Origin of the sequence: Streptomyces sp. NPDC021115, assembly GCF_044333065.1 — a bacterium.
GTDB lineage: Bacteria > Actinomycetota > Actinomycetes > Streptomycetales > Streptomycetaceae > Streptomyces.
In genome coordinates this window covers 432,213-452,302 of sequence record NZ_JBIRQF010000006.1, presented here as the reverse complement: position 1 = coordinate 452,302, position 20,090 = coordinate 432,213, and the positions used below count along the sequence as shown (strand labels likewise).

22 protein-coding genes are annotated in these 20,090 nt (G+C 72.5%); 12 read left to right on the top strand and 10 right to left on the bottom strand.

The genetic code is table 11. The annotated features are described in order from the left end of the window. Positions 1-38: 38 nt before the first annotated feature. Positions 39-2,591 carry a CBM35 domain-containing protein gene (locus ACH4TL_RS21930; protein ID WP_398316247.1) on the bottom strand — a complete coding sequence of 851 codons (2,553 nt, stop codon included), beginning with the start codon at positions 2,589-2,591 and terminating at the stop codon, positions 39-41. Continuing rightward, positions 2,588-3,643, bottom strand: coding sequence for a LacI family DNA-binding transcriptional regulator (locus ACH4TL_RS21925; RefSeq protein WP_398316756.1), 1,056 nt, complete (start codon positions 3,641-3,643; stop codon positions 2,588-2,590). Before ACH4TL_RS21925 ends, ACH4TL_RS21930 begins: the two co-directional genes overlap by 4 nt. Positions 3,644-3,751: 108 nt before the next feature. On the opposite strand from ACH4TL_RS21925, the gene ACH4TL_RS21920 reads away from it, so the two are divergent. Beyond that, positions 3,752-5,884: an alpha-galactosidase gene (locus ACH4TL_RS21920; RefSeq protein ID WP_398316249.1), complete on the top strand. Its 2,133-nt coding sequence runs from the start codon at positions 3,752-3,754 to the stop codon at positions 5,882-5,884. Between the two features lie 44 nt (positions 5,885-5,928). Then, complete coding sequence (locus tag ACH4TL_RS21915) at positions 5,929-6,279, top strand: hypothetical protein (protein ID WP_398316251.1); 351 nt, start codon at positions 5,929-5,931, stop codon at positions 6,277-6,279. Between the two features lie 34 nt (positions 6,280-6,313). Here the strand turns inward: ACH4TL_RS21915 and ACH4TL_RS21910 are convergent, their stop codons facing one another. Then, positions 6,314-7,222, bottom strand: coding sequence for a hypothetical protein (locus tag ACH4TL_RS21910; protein ID WP_398316253.1), 909 nt, complete (start codon positions 7,220-7,222; stop codon positions 6,314-6,316). Between the two features lie 53 nt (positions 7,223-7,275). Then, the gene (locus ACH4TL_RS21905; RefSeq protein ID WP_398316254.1) at positions 7,276-7,881 is read right to left on the bottom strand and encodes a TIGR04222 domain-containing membrane protein; all 606 of its coding nucleotides are present in this window, start codon (positions 7,879-7,881) and stop codon (positions 7,276-7,278) included. Positions 7,882-8,057: 176 nt separating this feature from the next. Here ACH4TL_RS21905 and ACH4TL_RS21900 point away from each other — a divergent pair, with 176 nt between their 5' ends. Next, positions 8,058-9,230 carry a GDSL-type esterase/lipase family protein gene (locus ACH4TL_RS21900; protein WP_398316256.1) on the top strand — a complete coding sequence of 391 codons (1,173 nt, stop codon included), beginning with the start codon at positions 8,058-8,060 and terminating at the stop codon, positions 9,228-9,230. Here ACH4TL_RS21900 and ACH4TL_RS21895 read toward each other — a convergent pair. Both ACH4TL_RS21895 and ACH4TL_RS21890 read right to left on the bottom strand, forming a co-directional pair. After that, a complete protein-coding gene (locus tag ACH4TL_RS21895) occupies positions 9,211-9,855 on the bottom strand; it encodes a 1,4-alpha-glucan branching protein (protein ID WP_398316258.1) in 645 nt (214 codons plus the stop codon). The two genes, ACH4TL_RS21900 and ACH4TL_RS21895, sit on opposite strands and share 20 nt — an antisense overlap. Positions 9,856-9,909: 54 nt before the next feature. After that, a complete protein-coding gene (locus tag ACH4TL_RS21890; protein WP_398316260.1) occupies positions 9,910-10,572 on the bottom strand; it encodes a hypothetical protein in 663 nt (220 codons plus the stop codon). A gap of 98 nt (positions 10,573-10,670) precedes the next feature. Here ACH4TL_RS21890 and ACH4TL_RS21885 point away from each other — a divergent pair, with 98 nt between their 5' ends. Beyond that, positions 10,671-10,946, top strand: a complete 276-nt coding sequence (locus ACH4TL_RS21885; protein WP_398316262.1) for a hypothetical protein — start codon at positions 10,671-10,673, stop codon at positions 10,944-10,946. 36 nt (positions 10,947-10,982) lie between these two features. On the opposite strand, the gene ACH4TL_RS21880 is transcribed toward ACH4TL_RS21885, so the two are convergent. Next, positions 10,983-11,456: a rhodanese-like domain-containing protein gene (locus tag ACH4TL_RS21880; protein ID WP_398316264.1), complete on the bottom strand. Its 474-nt coding sequence runs from the start codon at positions 11,454-11,456 to the stop codon at positions 10,983-10,985. Positions 11,457-11,548: 92 nt separating this feature from the next. Between ACH4TL_RS21880 and ACH4TL_RS21875 the strand changes: the two genes are divergently transcribed. After that, positions 11,549-12,013: an Lrp/AsnC family transcriptional regulator gene (locus ACH4TL_RS21875; RefSeq protein ID WP_398316266.1), complete on the top strand. Its 465-nt coding sequence runs from the start codon at positions 11,549-11,551 to the stop codon at positions 12,011-12,013. Here ACH4TL_RS21875 and ACH4TL_RS21870 read toward each other — a convergent pair. Beyond that, positions 12,008-12,559, bottom strand: coding sequence for a YciI family protein (locus tag ACH4TL_RS21870; protein ID WP_398316268.1), 552 nt, complete (start codon positions 12,557-12,559; stop codon positions 12,008-12,010). The two genes, ACH4TL_RS21875 and ACH4TL_RS21870, sit on opposite strands and share 6 nt — an antisense overlap. 75 nt (positions 12,560-12,634) lie before the next feature. Continuing rightward, positions 12,635-13,090: a nuclear transport factor 2 family protein gene (locus ACH4TL_RS21865; RefSeq protein WP_398316270.1), complete on the bottom strand. Its 456-nt coding sequence runs from the start codon at positions 13,088-13,090 to the stop codon at positions 12,635-12,637. Between the two features lie 126 nt (positions 13,091-13,216). Here ACH4TL_RS21865 and ACH4TL_RS21860 point away from each other — a divergent pair, with 126 nt between their 5' ends. Beyond that, on the top strand, positions 13,217-13,834 hold the full coding sequence (locus ACH4TL_RS21860; RefSeq protein ID WP_398316272.1) for a TetR/AcrR family transcriptional regulator: 618 nt from the start codon (positions 13,217-13,219) through the stop codon (positions 13,832-13,834). On the opposite strand, the gene ACH4TL_RS21855 is transcribed toward ACH4TL_RS21860, so the two are convergent. After that, entirely contained in the window at positions 13,813-14,595 is a 783-nt protein-coding gene (locus ACH4TL_RS21855) for a sulfite exporter TauE/SafE family protein (protein WP_398316274.1), read from the bottom strand. The genes ACH4TL_RS21860 and ACH4TL_RS21855 overlap by 22 nt on opposite strands. A gap of 152 nt (positions 14,596-14,747) precedes the next feature. Here ACH4TL_RS21855 and ACH4TL_RS21850 point away from each other — a divergent pair, with 152 nt between their 5' ends. From ACH4TL_RS21850 to ACH4TL_RS21825, 6 genes are read left to right on the top strand one after another with little or no spacing between them, the layout of a single operon-like run. Next, complete coding sequence (locus tag ACH4TL_RS21850) at positions 14,748-16,055, top strand: ATP-binding protein (RefSeq protein ID WP_398316276.1); 1,308 nt, start codon at positions 14,748-14,750, stop codon at positions 16,053-16,055. Next, complete coding sequence (locus ACH4TL_RS21845; protein ID WP_398316278.1) at positions 16,055-16,498, top strand: roadblock/LC7 domain-containing protein; 444 nt, start codon at positions 16,055-16,057, stop codon at positions 16,496-16,498. The genes ACH4TL_RS21850 and ACH4TL_RS21845 overlap by 1 nt, the downstream gene beginning before the upstream one ends. Continuing rightward, positions 16,495-16,854, top strand: a complete 360-nt coding sequence (locus ACH4TL_RS21840; RefSeq protein ID WP_398316280.1) for a DUF742 domain-containing protein — start codon at positions 16,495-16,497, stop codon at positions 16,852-16,854. Before ACH4TL_RS21845 ends, ACH4TL_RS21840 begins: the two co-directional genes overlap by 4 nt. Then, on the top strand, positions 16,838-17,557 hold the full coding sequence (locus ACH4TL_RS21835) for a GTP-binding protein (protein WP_398316282.1): 720 nt from the start codon (positions 16,838-16,840) through the stop codon (positions 17,555-17,557). The genes ACH4TL_RS21840 and ACH4TL_RS21835 overlap by 17 nt, the downstream gene beginning before the upstream one ends. Next, the gene (locus ACH4TL_RS21830; RefSeq protein ID WP_398316284.1) at positions 17,554-18,846 is read left to right on the top strand and encodes a cytochrome P450; all 1,293 of its coding nucleotides are present in this window, start codon (positions 17,554-17,556) and stop codon (positions 18,844-18,846) included. The genes ACH4TL_RS21835 and ACH4TL_RS21830 overlap by 4 nt, the downstream gene beginning before the upstream one ends. Continuing rightward, positions 18,843-20,069, top strand: a complete 1,227-nt coding sequence (locus ACH4TL_RS21825; protein WP_398316286.1) for a cytochrome P450 — start codon at positions 18,843-18,845, stop codon at positions 20,067-20,069. Before ACH4TL_RS21830 ends, ACH4TL_RS21825 begins: the two co-directional genes overlap by 4 nt. Positions 20,070-20,090: the final 21 nt, after the last annotated feature.

Genomic DNA, 20,090 nt, shown 5'->3' with positions numbered 1-20,090 from the left:
GCGGTGCGCGTCGCACCGGGGCCATCATGTGCGCCGGGTCAGCCGATGACCGGGGCCAGGTCGATCCGGTCGAGGTTGGGGGCGTACGCCCCCGGGTTGGCGAAGGTGACCTTGTTGGTGCCCTTGGCGAGGTCGACGGGGACGGCGAGGGTCCAGTAGTCGTCCCAGCCCCAGGTGTTCTTGAACATCACGCGCCGGGGCTTCCCCTGGCCGACCGTGATGTCCGCACCGCGCGAGACGATGTCGGTGTTGTACGCGTGGCCGTTGTCGCGCCGCTCGTTGTTGGCGTAGCGGACGGCCATCAGATAGCGACCGGCTGAAGGGGCCTGGACGGTGAGGGTGGCGGTGTTGGACGCGCCGTTGCCGAGCCAGCCGACGTACGCGCCGCCCGAGGCGTGCGCGCCGGTCTCGGGCTTGGCGGTACCGGACAGGGCGCCGCTCTCCGCCTCGTACCCGCGCACGCCCGCCGTGTCGTCGCCCGCGCCCGTGACGTCCAGGGAGCTCAGCCGGACGGGGGTGGCTCCGGCCGGGGTGGCGGTGACGCGGTTGTTGCCCGCGGTCAGGTAGAGCCGCTGGGAGGTGGTCGTGGCCGCCCCGTGGGCGGTGAGCCTCAGCGGGCCGCCGGTCGCGCGCGGGGTCACCGTGTAGTAGCCCTCGCGGGGCGCGTAGACGTCGAAGACGGCACCGTCCCGGCCGTCCAGGACCAGCGCGCCGGTGCCGGTGCCGCTCGCCGAGCCGTAGTCGTAGGAGGGGCTGCCGGTGGTGTCGGCGAGCGTGGCCTCGTACGCGGCGGTGGGCTTCGTGGCGGCTGTGAGGTCGATGCGGTCGAGGGTCACCTCGGCGGTGTCATGGGTGAGGGCGATCTCGTGGCGGCCCGCGGAGAGGCGAACGGGGAGGGACTTGAGGCCGCGGTAGGTCCAGTTCTCGGTGGACGGGTAGCTGATGGTCCGGGCCGCACCGCCGTCGACGGTGAGCCGCTGGGTGGCCGGACCGCCGCTGTGATTGCCGTAGAGGACGCCCAGGTCGTAGTCCCCGGAGCGGGGCACGTCCACGGTGAAGGCGACCTTGCTGGTGTCCTGGTCGAGGGAGCCGACGTCCTTGGTGCCGGAGGCGGCGTAGCCGTTGGCGTCCGCGACGGTGCCCTGGGTGTAGACCTTGCCCGCCGTGATCGCCGCGTCCTCCGCCTCGTGCGCCGCGTGCCACGGCACCCGCGCGGGCTGCGGGGTGCCGCTGCCCGCCGGGGTGAGCACGATCCGGTACGCGGACATCCGGTCCATCGCCGTGAGCGGCACCCGCACCGAGCCGTCGGCCCCGACCGTGAGCTTCATCCGCGCCAGCGTGCGGGGGGCTGCGTGCGCGCCCTCGTAGCCGGACCAGGTGGCTTCCGAGACGGCGGCGGTGACCTGGCGGCCGAAGACCTTCGGATCGACATGGCCGATCGTCACGTCCGCGTCGCCCGACGCCCCGCCGAGCAGCACCTGCGCCTGCCGTTTGGCGGTGTCGTACGAGGCGAGGCCCTGGAGGGTGTCGACGGCGTTCGCGGTGGGCGGGGTGACCTTGACGGTCCGGCCGCTCATGGTGGCGTACCAGCGGAAGAACCACCACGCGCCGTTGGGGATGCTGGACTGGGCGACGCTGCCGGAGAGGTTGCCCGCGGCGTCCCAGTACGCCTGGTCGGCGTGGACCTTGTTGCGCTCGAACATGGAGACCCACTGGACGAGTTGGCCGGGGACCGACAGATCGCGGCGGTTGGCGTACTCGTCGATGTTGATCGGGCGCGGTGTGATCCCCGCGCGCTTCTCCAGCGCGCGGTAGTCGTCGTAGTGGCCCTGGAAGTCGCGCAGGGAGTCCGGCCCCAGCTCATGCCAGGTGGTGACCTGGGGCAGCACGTTCTCCTTCTTCGCCCAGGTCAGGAAGTCGCCCATCAGACGGGAGTGGTACGAGGACTCGTTGGGGCCCGCGATGCGGGCGTCCGGGTCGATGGCGCGGATGCGGTCGTGGACGGTCTTCCAGTCGCGGAAGAAGCGGTCGCGGTTCTTCTCGTACGTGGCCTGGTCGGCGACGCCGAGCTTGTACCAGATCTGGTCGGGCTCGTTGAACGGGACGTAGACGAAGCGCTCGCTGTTGGGCGCGTCGGCGATGTCGCGCACGACCTTGTCGACCTTGGTGAGGTAGTCGTCGATGCCCAGGTCCTCGTACGGCCACTTCGCGTAGATGTCCTGCATCATCACCAGGACGTCGCCGCCACCGTTGCGGAAGAACGACTTGGAGACGGTGACCGCGTCGCCGTTCGGGTGCTGGGCGCCGCCCTCCGGCTTCTGGGTGACGGTGGTGAGCTTCAGCGGCGCGAGGGCGGCGTCGGTCGGCACGCCGTCGTCGCTCAGGCCGTAGAGCGAGCCGTTGGCGCCGCGCAGGACGGGGCCCTCGGGGGCGGCGAGGTCGACGGAGAGGGGCTGGGCGGCCGTGGCCTTCGGAGCGGCGGGCGTGTCGGCGTCGGCTGGGACGGCCGCCGCGAGGAGCGCGGCTGCGAGGGCGGTGGCCGTGGCGGCCGTTCGTATCCGGTGTCCGGTGGGCCTGCTGGGCGTTCTCATGCGCGGGGGACCTCCGAGGGTGGGTTCGGCGGGGGGCCGGAGCTTTCGCGGACGATCAGCAGCGGTACGGAGACGGGGCGCGGCGCGATCGGTTCGGCCTCCTCCAGCAGGCCGTACAACCGGCCGAAGGCGGCCCGGCCGAGGCCCGTGAAGTCGAGCCGTACGGTCGTCAGGGAGGGCGTGAGGAACGCGGAGTGCGGGGCGTCGTCGAAACCGGCCACGCTCACCTCGTCCGGGACCGCACGGCCCGCCTCGTGCAGCGCGCGGATCACGCCGAGCGCGAGGTCGTCGTTGCCGCACAGGATCGCCGTGACGGACGGGTCGCGGGCCAGCCGCCGCCCCGCCCTGTACCCACCGGCCGGATCCCAGCTCCCGGCCAGCGGACGCGGCTCAGGCGCCCCGGCGGCGCGCAGCGCGTCCCGCCAGCCCGCGGTGCGCTGGCCGGTGCGGCGGGTGCTGGAGGGGATGGCGACGTAGTGCACGGTCTCGTGGCCGAGGTCCAGCAGATGGCGGGTGGCGGTGCGGGCCGCCTCGCGGTCGTCCGTCCACACCCAGGGGCGGTGCGCGGCGGGCGGCCGGGCGGGGGTCTCGACCACGCCCACGACAGGGAGTTCGGCGGGTACGGCGGCCAGGGCGCGTTCCCCGGCGGTGTCGTACGCCATCACGATCAGCCCGCCGCCGGTGTCGGCGGCCCGCCGCACCCCGGTCCGGACGTCGGCCACGGTGTCGGACTCCAGGACGCCGATGGCGACGGTGTAACCGGCCGCGCGGGCGGCCTCCTCGATGCCCTGGAGGGTGGCGGCGTAGCCGTAGTGGGTGGTGTTCGCGGTCAGCACGGTGACCGCGCGGGTCCGTCCGCTGGCCAGCGCGAGGGCGGTGGCGCTGCGGCGGAAGCCGAGGGTCTGGATCGCGGCGAGGACGCGTTCGCGGGTGGCCGGTCTGACGCTCGGATGGTCGTTGATGACCCGGGAGACGGTCTGGTACGAGACGCCCGCCGCGGTGGCGACGTCGCGGATGCCGGGCCGCTTGCCGCCTCTTGTGTGACCGGTCACATGCACGCCAGGATTGTGACTGGTCACACAGGGGCCGTCAAGAGATCTCGGCAAGACACCCCGAGGGCTCCGTACTCGTCAAGTGGCCGTCAACGGAAGGGGCGTGGCGTGCGGGAGACGTTCACATGGGGCCATGCGGGGCTGGCGGCCGCGTTCGCGACCGGGGCGGACGGGGTGCTCCGGCTGCTGCGGCTGGGTCCCCCGGACGACACCGCCGCGTCGGACGACGCCTCGCCGCTCCCGGTGGTGGAGGTGCTGGCACTCGGCCACGGCAGCGACTGGTCGGGGCAGCGCGGCATCGAGACGATCCTCGGCGCCCGCCTGCGCTACCGCGGCCACCGGGCCGGGACGGACGAGCACGGTGGACACCGCTGGCATCGACTGACGCTCGACCTCCACGACCCCGGCTCCGGCCTCGCCGCCGAGGTCCGGCTCTCCTCCCCCGACGGCCTGCCGGTGCTGCGCTCCGAGGTGCGGCTGACGAACGAGGGCGCCGACCCGCTCGTCGTGCAGGCCGTCCCCAGCCTCGTCCTCGGCGGCCTCCCCTCCCCCGACGCGCTCGACGTCCACTGGGCACACAACGAGTGGCTGGCCGAGTGCCGTTGGGCCGCCGTACCGCTGCGCGACCGGATCGTGGACGTGTCGCGCGCCGCCCACGGCCGGGACAGCCGCGCCGCCCTCATCCTCGGCAGCGTCGGCAGCTGGCCCACCGACGGCCATCTGCCGATGGGCGCCCTGACCGAGCGCGCAACCGGCCGGGCCTGGCTCTGGCAGGTGGAGTCGCCGGTGGGGTGGCGGTGGGAGGCCGGGGAGCGGGCCCACGGTACGTACGTCGCGCTCGGCGGCCCGACCGACGCCGAGCACCAGTGGCGCGAACGGCTCGCGCCCGGTGCGTCGTTCACCACCGTCCCGGCCGCGCTCGCGCTCGCCGCGCGGGGCGGTTTCGACGCGGCGATGGCCCATCTCACCGCGTACCGCCGGGCCGTGCGGCGACCGCATCCCGACCACACCGCCCTGCCGATCGTGTTCAACGACTACATGAACACCCTGATGGGCGACCCCACCACCGAGCGGCTGCTGCCCCTGATCGAGGCCGCCGCGCGGGCCGGGGCCGAGTACTTCTGCATCGACGCCGGCTGGTACGACGACACCGGCGAGTGGTGGGAGAGCGTCGGCGCCTGGCAGCCCTCCGGCCGCCGCTTCCCCGGCGGATTCCAGCTCGTCCTGGACCGCATCCGCTCCCACGGCATGGTCCCCGGGCTGTGGCTGGAGCCCGAAGTCGTCGGCGTGCGCAGCCCGGTGGCCGCCGCCCTGCCGGACGACGCCTTCTTCCAGCGCGACGGTGTGCGCCTCGCCGAAAACGGCCGCCACCACCTCGACCTGCGCCACCCCGCCGCGCGCCGCCACCTCGACGCGACCGTCGACCGTCTCGTCGGCGAGTGGGGAGTGGGCTACCTCAAGCTCGACTACAACATCAGCATCGCCCCCGGCACGGACTGGGACCCGGAGCACGGCCGTGCCGCCCCCGGCGCCGGCCTGCTCGCCCACGCCCGCGCGTATCAGCGCTGGCTGGCCGCCGTGCTCGACCGTCACCCCGCCCTCGTCATCGAGAACTGCGCCTCGGGCGGTCTGCGCATGGACGGTTCCTCGCTCGCCCTCACCCAGCTCCAGTCCACCAGCGACCAGCAGGACCCGCTCCGCTACCCGCCCATCGCCGCCGCCGCGCCGACCGCCGTGCCGCCGGAGCAGGGCGCGGTGTGGGCGTACCCGCAGCCCGGCTTCACCGACGACGAGATCCGCTTCGCGCTCGCCGGTGCGCTGCTGGGCCGCGTCCACCTCTCGGGCCACCTCGACCGGATGAATCCGGCCCAACTGGGCCTCGTACGCGACGCCCTCGCGGCCTACCGGCAGGTGCGCCCCGACCTGCCCTCGGCCGTCCCCTTCTGGCCGCTGGGGCTGCCGGGCTGGACGGACGCGTGGCTGGCGCTGGGGCTGCGTACCGGTGGCGGTCCGACCGGCCGGACGTACGTGGCGCTCTGGCGCCGCGAGGACGGGCCGCACGAACGGACCGTGCCGCTCCCCCACTTGGCGGGCCACCCGCTCCGCGTCGAACGCCTCCACCCGGCCGCCTCCCCCGCCGGGACGGCCTGGGCACCGGACCGCGCCGAACTCACCGTCTCCCTGCCGCAGGCCCCCGCGGCGCTGCTGCTCCGCCTGACCGCCGTAACAGAGGACGGCTGACAGAAATCAATCCATGTCATCCGCAAAGTGGCTAGGCTCGCCGCATGTCTTCCGTTCTCCTGGTGGGTTTCGATCCGCGGCTGGCACCCGGCGCGGACGCGGACGCCGTTCACTCCCTCATCGACACGGACCTGGGCCGCCTGCGGGAGCGCGGCGTCGACACGGCCACGGCGCTGATTCCGCTCGACGAGTCGGCGGAGTCCACGCTCGTCGGCGCGCTGACCGAGCGCCCCTGGGACGTCGTCGTCATCGGAGGCGGCATCCGTAAGCCCGCGGAGCTTCTGACCTTCTTCGAGAAGGTCGTGAACCTGGTCCGGCAGCACGCGCCCCAGGCGGCGATCGCGTTCAACACCAGCCCCGGCGACAGCGCGGAGGCCGCGACGCGCTGGCTGTGAGCGCCGTCCGGTCAGGCGGCGGGGCGTCGTACGGTCAGGCGGCAGGGCGCCGTAGGGCGCGGAGGACTTCGGCGTCGCTGGCCGGGTGGGCGGTGTGCAGCATGCGCCGCAGTTCGTCCCGGTCCGCGGGGCCGCTCGCGCCGTACGCGGTCACCGTGAGCCGCATCCCGTCGCGGTGCGCCGACAGGACGATCTCGACGACCCCGCCGCCGAGGTCGCGGGTCGCCTCGGTGACGCCGTCGCCGTCCTGACCGATGCCGTGCGGCAGCCGGGTCACCATGAACGCCACATCGGGCCGGGCGGCGCCCGCCGCGCTCGGGATGTACGGGAGGTAGTGCACCCGGAAGCCGTCGGCCGTCAGGGTCCCGTTGCCCTCGTCCACGCGGTATCCGGCGGGCGGGTCGGGCAGCAGCAGCTCCTGGCGGGCCAGCGAGGTGCCGGACATCAGCCCCCGCATCTCCTTCTCCTGCTGCGACTTGTGTGTGACGGCCGTGCCGTACGCCATCACCCCGAGCACCGCCACACCCGATATCAGACGGACCGTCACCCCCGCGATGAACAGCGCCGCCACCAGCGCGTACGGCACTCCGCACAGCGCGGCGCGCTGCGCGGGCCCGCCCACGTCCAGCGCGCCGGAGTGCCAGGCCCCGATCCCGGCCGAGAGCCCGACCGTGCCGCCGAGGAACACGGTCACGGCCCAGCCGAGCCGCCCGCTCGCCGTACGGCACGGCCGCACCACATGGCCCACCGGGGCCACGCCGACCGCGAGCACGCTGACCATGGCCGCCGCGCCGATCCCGATCGCGGGCAGCCGGTCGACGTCGAGTCCGAGCCCCTGGCCGAAGCTGATGCGGTAGGCGCGCGGCACCACCAGCGCCCCGGCCGCCCACACCAGCCCCAGGTACAGGGCGAGGTGCGTCCATCGTTTCCCCGTGGCCTTCACGCCTCGATCATGTCAGGGCGCCCATGGCGAACGCCTGAGCACCCCTACCTACTTCAGTCGCCGCCCCCGCCACCGCCACCGCCACCGCAGGAGTGGTGGCCGCCACCGGTGTCGTGGCCGTGGTGCGCTCCCCACTCGTCGAGGGTCTCGCCCAGGCGGATCAGACGGTGACCGAGGCCGGGCGTCGGCGGGGTCACCTCGCCGATGTTGCGCCGCAGGACGGCGTCCGGCAGTGCGGCGGGACCCTCGAAGACGTACGCGGGGTACGCACCGCCGCGCTCGGCCGCTTCCAGGTGCTGCCTGCCCGCGCGGGTGAGCCGCAGGCGCCTGGAGGTGAGCAGGCCGGAGGAGACCATACGGCGCTCGGCCTCCTCCACTTCTGGCCCGATCTCCATGGCGTTGAGCAGGGAGAGCGTGCTCCGGGAGCGGCGTCGGCACAGCGCGGCGACCGCGTACTCGATCGGGTGGGCGCCGGCGTGGTCGACCGGTCCGTCCAGCGTACGGACGCGGGAGGCGCGGATGCGCACCGCGCCGCGCTCGTGCAGCGCGACGAGGGCGGCTTCCACCATGCGCTGCGGCCCGCCGGTCAGATAGGCGACGTCGTAGAGATCCAGCGTCCGTGGTGCGGGCTCGGTGCCGCGCCGGAAAATACCCCTCATCGGAATGCCCCCTTCCATCCCTACTGCTTCCTCATCGCGGGTTTTGTCCGGTCGACAGGGTGACGAACCGTGATCGCGCCACTTCAGAGGGAGATTTGAGGTTGACTGATCGACTCCGCTTTGCCTAAAGCTATTAGGCAGATCCATAATCGCTTATGGCAACGGGAAGGATCGACATGACTGCCATGACCATCCCCATCACCGCGGAACTCCTGCGCGGCGCAATCGACTTGGAGCACACCGAGCACGGCCTGCTGCCGCACCGGCTGCCCGCCCGGGCCCGTGCGCAGTGCGCCGACGGGCAGTTGGCGATGGCGGAGGCCCAGCCCTCCGGCGTACGGCTGGTGTTCCGTACCCGGGCCACCGCCGTCGAACTGGACGCGCTCCGCACCAAGAACGCCTACGTGGGCGCCCCGCCACGCCCCGACGGCGTGTACGACCTGCTCGTCGACGGCCACCTGGCCGCGCGGGGCAGCGTGCCCGGGGGCAACGTCCGGACGATGGACATGACCACCGGGGCCGTCGACACCACGCCGGGTCCGGTCGGCACCGTACGGTTCGCCGGGCTGCCCGACCGCATGAAGGACGTCGAGATCTGGCTGCCGCACAACGAGATCACCGAGCTGGTCGCCCTGCGCGCGGACGCGGCCGTCGAGCCCGTGCCGGACCGGGGCCGCAGGGTGTGGCTGCATCACGGCAGTTCGATCAGCCATGGCTCCGACGCCGAGAGCCCCAGCACCACCTGGCCCGCGCTGGCCGCCGCGCGCGGCGGCGTGGAGCTGATCAACCTCGGCCTGGGCGGCGGCGCCCTGCTCGACCCGTTCACCGCCCGCGCGATGCGGGACACCCCGGCTGATCTGATCAGCGTCAAGATCGGCATCAATCTGGTCAACGCCGATCTGATGCGGCTGCGCGCCTTCGCCCCGGCGGTGCACGGCTTCCTCGACACCCTCCGCGAGGGGCACCCCGCCACGCCGCTGCTGGTCGTCTCCGCCACGTACTGCCCCATCCACGAGGACACCCCCGGCCCCTGCGCCCCGGACTTCTCCCGGATCAGCGAGGGGAGGCTCCAGTTCCGGGCCACGGGCGACCCCGCGGAGCGCGCGGCGGGCAAGCTGACGCTCACCGTCGTACGGGACGAACTGGCCCGCATCGTGCGGCAGCGCGCGGCCGACGACCCCCAGCTGCACTACCTCGACGGACGTGACCTCTACGGCGAGGCCGACTTCGCCGAGCTGCCGCTGCCCGACCAGCTGCACCCGGACGCGGCCGCCCACCGCCGCATCGGCGAACGCTTCGCCGACGCGGCGTTCGGGAGCGGCGGACCGTTTACCGCCGCGCCCGCGTGAGGGCGGCGAACACGCCGCGCTCCTCGCCGCCGTCCGGCAGCTGCCAGGTGGCGGTGGCATGCCCCTCGGCGGCCTCGGGCGCCTGCCCCGCCGCCCTGAGAACGCGCGTCACGTCGAGCGTCACGTCCTCCCCCACCACGACACGGGTCCCGTCCGGCCCGTTGGTCACGGACGCGGTGCCGTCCGTGACCGATCCGTCCGTCGCCTGGACGGTGACGGACGGGTCGGGGGCGTCGGACACGCTCTGCATCTGCGGCGTGGCGCGGCCCTGGAGCAGCGCGAGCAACTGGCCGACGAGCACCGGGTCATGGCCCCCGTCGTACACCCACCGCTGCCCCAGCACCCCGTGCTCCGAGGTGCCGACGAGCGCCTGCTCGGCCCCGGCGAGCGGGGCGCCGCGGTAGGTGAGCGGGAGGTGGTAGTGGACGGGACGGTCCCCGGCATCGTCCCGGACCACCATGAACTCGATCCCCACCTCCCCCTGCGGATCGTCGAGCCGGAAGCCCCCGACCCTGGACAGCTCCGGCGCGCCGCCCGCGCCGAGGTACCACGGCTGGAGGGGAAGCCAGGGCGTCAGAAGCTCCAGCTTGGTGGGCTTCATCGTGGTCTTGTGAATGACAGCCATGCCTCCTGAACCCCCTCGGCCGACGTGGTGTTCCCCGACCGGCACGGCGGCAGGTCAGCCGGGGTCCGGCATCTCGATGCCCCGGCGGCGCCGGACGTGACCACGGCGCCCCGCGAGGACCGCCATCAGGTTCCACGTGACCGTGCCCGCGATCAGACTGCCCAGGCGGCCCGTGGCGTCCACATCGTCCGCCTGCTCCATCGGCAACTCACCCTCCGGGTCACGGAGGACGTCCAGCCGTTCGCCCACCTTCGGAACCCAGGCGTCACCGTCGTACCCCAGCTTCTCCTCCAGCTCCTTCCCGTCCGTGCCACGGAGGGTGAAGCGGTGCTTGTCGCTGGACGTACCGGCCGCGCTGTCCGCCACGATCACCACGCTCTCGCGCACCCCACGCCGCTCCAGGGCCGCTTCGGGCGCGTACTGGACCGCCCCGACGAGGACGAACAGCGAGGGCGCCACGGACAGGACAGCCAGCCAGAACGCGCGGTGGAGCAGGGCGAGCAGAACGGCGAAGGCGAGGCACAGGAGCACCCCGACCGCGATGGGTACCGCCTCCGTACCCACCGCCAGGTAGGCGGCGCAGGTGGTGCCCGCCGCGGCGGCCCACGCGTACACCACCAGCGCGACCGTGCGGCGCGCCGATGTCCACGGGCTGACGGCCTGCCCGACCAGCCCGTTCCCCGGAGGGACCCCGTTGCCCCGTATCCCCGTTGCCATCCCCGCTCCTTGCCTTCGGCCCACCGCCCCCGCGGGTCTCATCCGCCAAGGGCGCCTGGTCGAGCGAACAGTATGAGACCGATGGCTAGAGTTGCCACATGACCTGGAGCGAGGAGGAGTACGTCGCGTATCTGCACGAAGAGCGGCGCCGCTACGCGTGGGTCATGCAGCGGTACGGCGGCCTCGCACCGGCCCGGGCCCGGGAGGCCGCCGTGGAGCACTACCCGTACGAGCCGCGCGAAGCGCCCTTTCGCGGGCTCGTCTTTCACGACGAAGCCTGGCACTGGGCGATGCGGGCGCTCCACGGGGACGGCTACTCGCTGGAGCGCCCCGACCTGATCGATCCACCAGCCGAGTACCTGGCTCTCGACTGACCTCTCATCGGTCCGTCGGCGCGCGAGAGGGCCCTCCTAGCAAGCGCAGTGGGCGGCCCCGACCGGCGCCGTCAAAGGGTCGGCCGCACGTCGCACCACGCCATGCGCGCCCTCGACGGGGAATCCCTCACGGACCCAGTACTCGATCCCGCCGATCACCTCCTTGACGTGGTAGCCGAGCCGGGCGAATGCGAGTGCCGCGCGGGTCGCACCGTCGCAGCCGGGCCCCCAGCAGTAGGTGATGACCGGAACAGCGGCATCCAGCAGCCCCGCAGCACGCTCTGGAATCTCGGCGGTCGGCAGGTGCAGCGCACCCGGCACATGTCCCTGCGCCCACGCGTCCTCTCCGCGTGAGTCGATCAGGACGAAGCCCGGATCGCCGGAATCCAGGGCGGCATGGACATCGGACACGTCTGCCTGGAAGGACAGGCGTGCGGCGAAAAAGGCCGCGGCCTCCGCGGGTGCTGCCGGCGGCATCCGCAGGGCCGCGCTGATCTGGGTTTTGGTCATACCTGGACGCTAGTTCGCACGCCCCTTCCCCAGAACCTCAGATCAACGGTCCCTCCCGTTCGAGGCCGGGTAATCCGTGGTATCAATCGGCGATGGCCGCTGATTCCCTTGACGCTACCGATGTGCGCCTCCTGGAAGCCTTGCAACGCAACGGGCGGGCCAGCTTCGCCGAGTTGGCCCGTAGCGTCTCCATGTCGCCGAGCGCCGTTACAGAGCGAGTCCGACGTCTGGAGGAGAGCGGCGTCATCTCCGGCTACTGCGCGACCGTGAGCCCCGAAGCCCTGGGGCTCGGCATCCTGGCCTTCATCCGGCTCCGCTACCCCACGAACAACTACAAGCCGTTCCACGACCTGCTCGATGTCACCCCCGAAATCGTGGAAGCCCACCATGTGACGGGCGAGGACTGCTTCGTCCTCAAGGTCGTCGCCCGTTCCATGCGGGACCTGGAACACACCACGGGCCGCATCGCCGCGCTGGGCTCCATCACCACGAACGTCGTCTACTCCAGCCCGCTTCCAAGCCGCTCAGTAGCGACGCCCCTGTCCCGGGGCTCATGACGGCCGCCCGCCGAACTGCCAACGGTGGACCTCGACGGCCGCGTACCGGTCCGGCGTCAGGACCGCGCGCGCCGCTTCCGGGTCCGGCGCGCGGACCAGCGCCGCCGTGCCCAGCCACGTGTCTCCGTCGTCGGACAGCAGCGGCCCGTAGGCGATCAGCTCGTCCCGGTCGGGCGGCACGGCGACGTCGACGGCCGCACCCGAGCCCAGGCCGAGCACCAGGAATCGGTTGCCCCCGCTCCGGCCCCCGGGGAAGTCCCACATCGTGCGCCCCAGCATGTTGCGCCACCGCCGCAGCAGGACGTCCCGGTACACACCGGCCTGGTAGCCCGGCTCGTCGAAGACGAACGAACGGGCGGCGGCCGGGTCGGCCAGGTCGACGATGTGCACGCTGCCGGTGGGCACCACGTCGGCACCGGAGAGCGTCGGCCCTCGGGCGATCATCTCCGACGCGTACCCGTCCATGTACGACCAGTGCTGTTGGACCAGCTCTTGGCGCAGCGTCAGCGAGCCGGGCCGATCCCGGTGGTAGCAGAAGAACTCCATGCCCGGCAGTCTTTCGGCCCTCGGGCCCCCGGTACAGCGGAAATCGGCGGGAGCCGATCCCGACGGCCCTGGCCTTCAGCCCGGTGTGGCGCCGCTGCCCCGCACGGCTGCGACGAGTTCGTCGAACTGCCCGCGGACCCGGGCGGCGGTGACGTGGTCGAAGTAGTCGCGAGAGCTGACGATCTGGCCGTCGCGCACCCGGAGCACGAAGATGCCGGGCAGCGCGAAGGGTTCTCCGGTCTCCGCGATCGTTCCCTGGTACTCGAACTCGGCGACGATGACCTCGGGGTCGGTCGTCTCGTGGATCGTGATGTTGGTTGCCCGACGGGGCAGCCGGGGGACTGTGTCGGTCGGCCTGAAGTGTTCGCGCAGTTCGTCGCGGGTGCGGAGCGCGGCGACGCGAAGTGGGTGGAAGGGGTGCACGACGTGGGTCTGCTCCGCGTACAGATCGGGCAGTTCGTTCCAACGGCCCTCCGCGACGCCGTTCACGAGCGCGAGGAAAACCTCTTGTGGGCTGGGGGGTTGGGGCATGGCACTCTCCTGTCGTCCGCGCCGACGTGCGGTGGTCCCGAAGTACGATCCGAAGTGCGGACTCCAATTATACGGAGTCACGACTCCGGATAGCAGCGGCGACAGCGGGATACGAGCGAAAGCGCGATGAGCACACCAGGCAACCGGGAGACGGGCGGCGGGCGGCCGCAACGCTCTGACGCGCGGACCAACCGCGAGCGGATCCTGAGCGTTGCCGAAGAGGTCTTCGGCAGGGGCGGCCGGTCCGCGTCCAGCGAGGAGGTGGCCCGCCTGGCGGGCGTCGGCATCGCCACTGTCTTTCGGCACTTCCCCACCAAGGCGGCGCTGCTGGAGGCCGTTCTCGTGCAGCGGTTCGATCGCCTGCGGGAACAGGCGGAGGCGCTGCTTGACGCGACAGACCCGGGGGTGGCGTTCTTCGGCTTCTTCCGCCATCTCGTCGCCGACGCCTCCGGCAAGATCGCCATCGGCGAGGCCCTGCGCGAGGCCGGTGGCGACGGCGGCGGCGACGCCGCCCGGGCATCGGACGGCATGCGTCGAGCCGTCGGCGCTCTGCTTCGGCAGGCCCAACGCGCCGGCGCCGTCCGGGACGATGTCGAACTGCCGGAGGTGTACGCCTTGCTCGTGGCCACGTCACGGGCCTCCGCGCACATCCAGCTCGCGGAGGAGGTACGGGACCGGATGCTCGCCATCGTCTTCGACGGCCTCGCGCCCGGTGGGGCGGGTCAGGACAGCCACTGGTCGTAGCCCAGCTTGATCACCAGCGAGACCACGACCAGGACCAGTACGCCGCGGACGAAGCCGCTGCCCCGCTTGAGGGCCATGCGGGCGCCGAGCATGGCGCCCGTCAGGTTGAAACAGGCCAGCAGGGCGGCCAGGCCCCAGAGCACCGTGCCCTGGGAGCCGAAGGTGATCAGCGCGCCCAGGTTGGTGCAGACGTTGACGACCTTCGCGGTGGCCGAGGAGGTCACCAGGTCGGTGCCCAGCGTGGCGGCCAGCGCGATGACCAGGAAGGTGCCGGTGCCGGGGCCGATCAGGCCGTCGTAGAAGCCGATGCCGAGGCCCACGCCCAGCACCGCGGCGAGGACGCGGTGGCGGGAGAGGGGGCCGGTCAGGGCCGGGGCGGTGCCGAAAGTGGGGCGGAGGAGGACGAACGCGAGGACCGCCAGCAGGACGACCATGATGAGGGGGCGCAGCACCGCGCCGTCGATACCGGAGGCGAGGGAGGCACCGGCGAGGGAGCCGAGGGCGGCCGCGAGGCCGATGCGTACGGCGGTCCGGACGTCCACCGGGGCCTTGCGGGTGTACGTGACGGCGGCGCCCGTCGTACCGCAGATGGCGATCGCCTTGTTGGTGCCGAGGATGTACGTGGGCGGGAAGCCCGGCAGCCCGACCAGCAGGGCGGGGAGCAGCAGGAGTCCCCCGCCGCCCACCACGGCGTCGATCCAGCCCGCCGCCCCGGCGGCCAGGCAGAGCAGGAGCAACGTCATCAGGGATATGTCAGGCATGGTCGGGAGCCTATGAGGCCCGGCGGGAGGGCGATCGGGCGGCCGTGCCTACCGCATATTCGGGCCGCTGTGAAGGCGTGATCCGTCACGGGTGAGAGTTTGGCAACTACCAGACGCAACTGATCAGTTGATGAGTAGTATCTGCCCGGTTCATGGCCGTGTCCCGGATGGAGGTGTCAACGGTGCTGTCGGGGACGGTGGCCGTCATCGTGGCGTTGTCCGTCACTCTGGCGCTGGTGCTGCTGTGGGTCTCCAGACTGCGCGGGGCCGTCCGCGGGGCCCGGGCGGCGACGGAGCGGGAGCGGGCCGTCGCCGGGCAGGAGCGCGCGACCGCCGAGCGGGAGCGGGCGCGCGCCGCCGAGCGCGCCGAGGAGATCGCCCGGCTGGCGGCCGTACGGGAGGAACTGGACGAGGCGGCCCGCCGCGAGCGGATGCTGCGCGACTCCATACAGGCGTCGTTCGAGTCCGTGGCGCGGAACATGCACGCCATGTCGACCGTCCAGCAGCAGGTACTCGACGGCCTGGAGCAGCACGTGGCCGACGCGCGGCTGATGGCCGAGGTGATGAAGGCCGACCACGCCGCCGCCCAGATGACCCGCAAGGCACAGACGCTGCTGGTGATGTGCGGGATCTGGCCCGCGCGGCGGGAGACCCGGCCGGTGACGCTCTTCGACTGCGTGCGCGGCGCCCAGTCGCGGATCGTGGAGTTCGGGCGGGTGGAGGTGCACGGCGGGCAGACGCTGTACGCGGTGGCACCGGCCGTCGAGGGGCTGATGCACGCGGTGGCCGAACTGCTGGAGAACGCGACGGTGTTCTCGCCGTCCCGTACCCAGGTGGCCGTCTCCGTCCGGGAGGTGGCGGCGGGCGCGGTGATCGAGATCGACGACGCGGGGCTCGGGATGCCGCCGGACGTCCTCGAACAGGCCACCGGACAGCTGCGCGAGGGTCTGGATCTGGCCCAGTTGGGAGCGGTCCCACGGCTGGGGCTCGCCTGTGTGGGACGCTGGTCGCGGGAGCTGGGCTTCGGTGTCGAGCTGTCGACCGCCTCGGCGTACGGCGGGACCCGGGTCGTGGTCTTCGTACCGCACCGGCTGCTGACCGAACCGGTGGAGGGCGCCCCGGAGACGGACGCCGAGCCGGTGGTGATCGAGCCGCCGGGCACGGAGCGCGCCGACGGGGCGCAGGCCCGGGACACCCCCGCCGCTCCGGCGGGCGGCGGCGGCCTTCCGCAGCGGCGCAACCGGCGCCGTTCGAACCCCCAGCGCACGGACACCCGGCCTGCGGAGGCCCCGCGTACGGACCTGCGTACGGACCCGCGTGCCCGGAGCGCCGCCGACCCGTGGACCCCCGAGGCCGCCCGGGCCTCCATCGCCAGCGTGGTGTCCGGCACGCTCCGCGGGCGGGCCGAGGCCGCGGAAGATCACGAGAATCGAGAAGAGGATCGAGAAGGAGGCCGGTAGTGGCCGGAACCATATCCAGACTGCCCGACGTTGGATGGATGCTGCGTCCTTTGACCCAGATTCCGGGGGTGCGGCACGCCGTCGTCGTCTCGGAGGACGGTCTGCGCATGGGGCACGGCTCCGCCGAGGGACTGACGGGAGAGGTTTCCGAACTGGGCGTCGCCGAGGCCGAGTCGCTGGCCGCGGCCTGCGCGGCGCTGACGGTGACCAGCCAGTCCACGGTGTCGCTGCTCTTCGGCGAGGAGGCGGGGGTGAGACAGCTGATGATCGAGTCGGACGGCGGATTCGTGCTGTTCACCTCGGCCGGTCAGGGCGCCTCGCTCGGGGTGGCCACCGGCACGGAGGCGGACGTCGGCCTGGTGGCCCAGCAGATGCAGGTGCTGGTGGCGAGAATCGGCGCCCATCTGAGCAGTCGGCCACGGGAGCAGATCAGCGCGCCATGACCGAGCCCGGGGAGGAGCGGACCACGGCCGCGGTGCGCCCGTATGTGATCACACGGGGGCGCGCGGGTTCCTCACGGGCTGCTCTGCCGCTGGAGACGCTGGTGAGGGCGTCCGGAAGCGCGCTGCCGCCGACGCTCCAGCCCGAGTACCGGCGCATCGTCCGCCGCTGTGAGGGGCTGTTGTCAGTGGCGGAGGTCGCCGCTCACCTCGGTCAGCCACCGGCCGTGGTGCAGGTGCTGCTCGCCGATCTCATCGACTGGGGGCACATCGTGGCGCGCCCGCCCGTCCGGCTGGCCGAGCGCGCCGACATGGACTTGCTGAGGAAGGTGCTCGATGGGCTTGAAAGCAAGCTCTGAGATCTCGATGCCCGACACGGGCCGCACCGGCGGTGCGAACGGCGTGGACGACGACATGGATGACACCCACGGCATGAACGGCACGGACAGCGCGGACGGCGTGGACGGCATCGACGACATGGACGACGCGACGGTCATGTACGTCCAGCCCAGCGTGTCCGGCGCGGCGAAGATCCTGGTCGTCGGGCCGATGGGGGTCGGCAAGACCACGTTGATCGGCACCGTGTCGGAGATCAAGCCGCTGTCCACCGAGGCGACCATGAGTCGCGCGGGGGCCCGGCTGGACACGCCGGTGCGGCCGAATAAGTCCACCACCACCGTCGCGCTGGACTTCGGGCGGATCACGCTGGGCGGCGAGTTGGTCCTGTACCTCTTCGGCACCCCCGGCCAGCAGCGCTTCCTGCCCGCGTGGAAGGACCTGGCGCGCGGCGCCCTGGGCGCGCTCGCGCTGGTCGACACCCGCGACCTGGAGGCGTCCTTCGACGCCATCGGCCATCTGGAGGACCTGGACGTACCCTTCTCGGTGGCCGTCAACTCCTTCCCGGACAGCGTGCTGCACAGCGAGGTCGATCTGCGTTCGGCACTCGACCTGCTCCCCCACACGCCGCTGGTCATCTGTGACGCGCGCGAGCACAGGTCGTCGGTCAAGGCGCTGATCTCGCTGGTGAGCCATCTCATCGAGTCCGTCACGGAGGCGACATGACGGCGGCGGGCGCTTCCACGAAGCGGCGGGTGCCGCTGCACGGGGCGGCGCTGGACGGGCCGCTGACCGAGCTTTACGAGCGGATGCGCCGCGACCACGGCAATGTGGTGCCGGTCGAGATCGCGCCCGGGATCGAGGCGTGGCTCGTCATCGGCCACCGCGAGCTGCTCCATCTCACCCGCGACGAGCAGTACTTCTCGCACGATCCGCGCCGCTGGACGCCGCTGCGCGACGGCCGGGTCCCGGCGGATTCGCCGCTGATGCCGCTGGTGGGCTGGCGTCCGGCGCTGCTGTTCGCGGACGGCACGCAGCACCGCCGGATGCGTTCGGCGGTGGCCGACGCGCTGGGCCGGGTGAACGGTCACGAGCTGATCCGTACGGTGCGGGCCACCGCGGAGCGGCTGGTCGCCGGGTTCGCCGATCAGCACCGGGCCGATCTGGTGCCGCAGTACGCGCGCGTGCTGCCGCTCCAGGTCGTCACCGAGCTGCTGGGGCTCGACGAGGAGAGCGGGCCGCGGCTGGTCGACGCGATCGCCACCATCGTCGCCCCGACCGTGGCCGCCACCGGCGCCAACAAGCGGATGGGCCGCATCCTGCTGGAGCTGATCGCCTGGAAGAAGCAGCGGCCGGGCGCGGACCTCACCTCCTGGCTGCTGGAGCACCCGATCGGGCTGAGCGACGAGGAGGTGCTGCACAACCTGGTGGTGATCATCGTCGCGGGGAACCAGACCACCGTGAACTGGATCGCCTCCACCACGCAGATCCTGCTCACCGACCCCGCGTTCCGCTCGTCCCTCGCCCATGGCCATCTCACCGTGGACGACGCGCTCGACCTGGTGCTGTGGCGCCAGCCGCCGACCCAGAACTTCCCCGGCCGCTACGCCACCCGCGATCTGCGCCTCGGCGGTCAGGACATCCGCGCGGGCGACATGCTGATCCTGGGTCTTGCCGGGGCGAACGCCGATCCGGAGGTGCTGCCGGAGGACGGCCGTCCGGTGGTCGGCAACCGCTCGCACCTCTCGTTCGGCGCGGGCCCGCACACCTGCCCGGCGCAGGATCCGGCCCGGCTGATCACCCGTACCGCCGTGGACACCCTCCGCCACCGGCTGCCCGATCTGGAGATCGCGGTGCCGGAGGAGGAGCTTCCGTGGATCACCTCGCCCTGGTCCAAGGGGCTGGCCGGGCTGCCCGTACGGTTCTCCGCGCCGCAGCTCGCCGCCGACGCCCCGGCCCCGGCCCCCTCCCCGGCGCCCCGCGCGCCCGACTCACCTCCAGGAGACCGCAGATGACCGACGGCCACCCGCCCGTACCCCATCGGCTGGACCCCGACGACCAGCACGCGGTCAACGCCGGGTTACGCGCCCGCGGGGCCGCGGTCCCGGTCCTGCTGCCCGGTGACGTACCGGCGTACGCCGTCACCCGGCACGAGGAGCTGAAGGGCTTCCTCACCCACCCCGACGTGGCCAAGAACGCCTGCCACTTCGCCGCCCTCCAGAGCGGCGGGATCCCGCCCGGCTGGCCGATGCTGACCTTCGCCACGGTGCGCGGTATGACCACCGCCGACGGCGACGACCACAAGCGGCTGCGCTCGCTGGTGACCCGCGCGTTCACCCCGCGCCGGATGGAGGCGCTGCGTCCGGTCGTGCACGACCTGACCGGCACGCTGCTGGACCGGCTGGCCGAGGCCGCCGCAGCGGACCCGGACGGGGTGGCGGATCTGCGCCGCCACTTCGCGCTGCCGCTGCCGATGAGCGTGATCTCCCGGCTGCTGGGCGTCGACGAGGCGTACCAGGACCGGCTGCACGAGCTGTCCAACGAGATCGTCTCCACCGCCACCGCCCGCGAGCGGGTGCCGGAGGCCAACCGCGAGATGGTGGCGATCCTCGGCCAGGTGGCCGCGGCCCGGATGAAGGAGCCGGGGGACGACCTGACCAGCGCGCTCATCGCCACGCGGGCGGAGGACGGGGACCGGCTCAGCGAGGAGGAGCTGATCGGCACCCTGATGCTGACGATCATCGCCGGGCACGAGACCACCCTCAACCTGATCACCAACGCGGTGCGGGCGCTGTGCGGCGACCGCGATCAGCTGGAGCTGGTCCGCTCCGGGGCCGCGAGCTGGGACGACGTGGTCGAGGAGACGCTGCGGTACGACAGCCCGGTGAGCCACTTCCCGTTCCGCTACCCCACCAGGGACCTGCCCGTCGGCGACACGGTGATCCCCAAGGGTGCGCCCGTGCTCGCCTCGTACACCTCCGCCGGGCGCGACGAACGGGAGTACGGACCGGACGCGGACCGCTTCGTGGTGACCCGGGGCGCGCGCCATCTGTCCTTCGGCCACGGCGCGCACTTCTGTCTGGGCGCCCCGCTGGCCCGGATGGAGGCCGTGATCGCGCTGGAGGCGCTCTTCACCCGATTCCCCGGCCTGGACCTCGCCGTCCCGGACGATCAGCTCGTGCCGCACCGCAGCTTCGTCGGCAACAGCCCGCAGAAGCTGCCGATCACGCTGGCGTAGGGGCTCACAGCCACCCGGGCG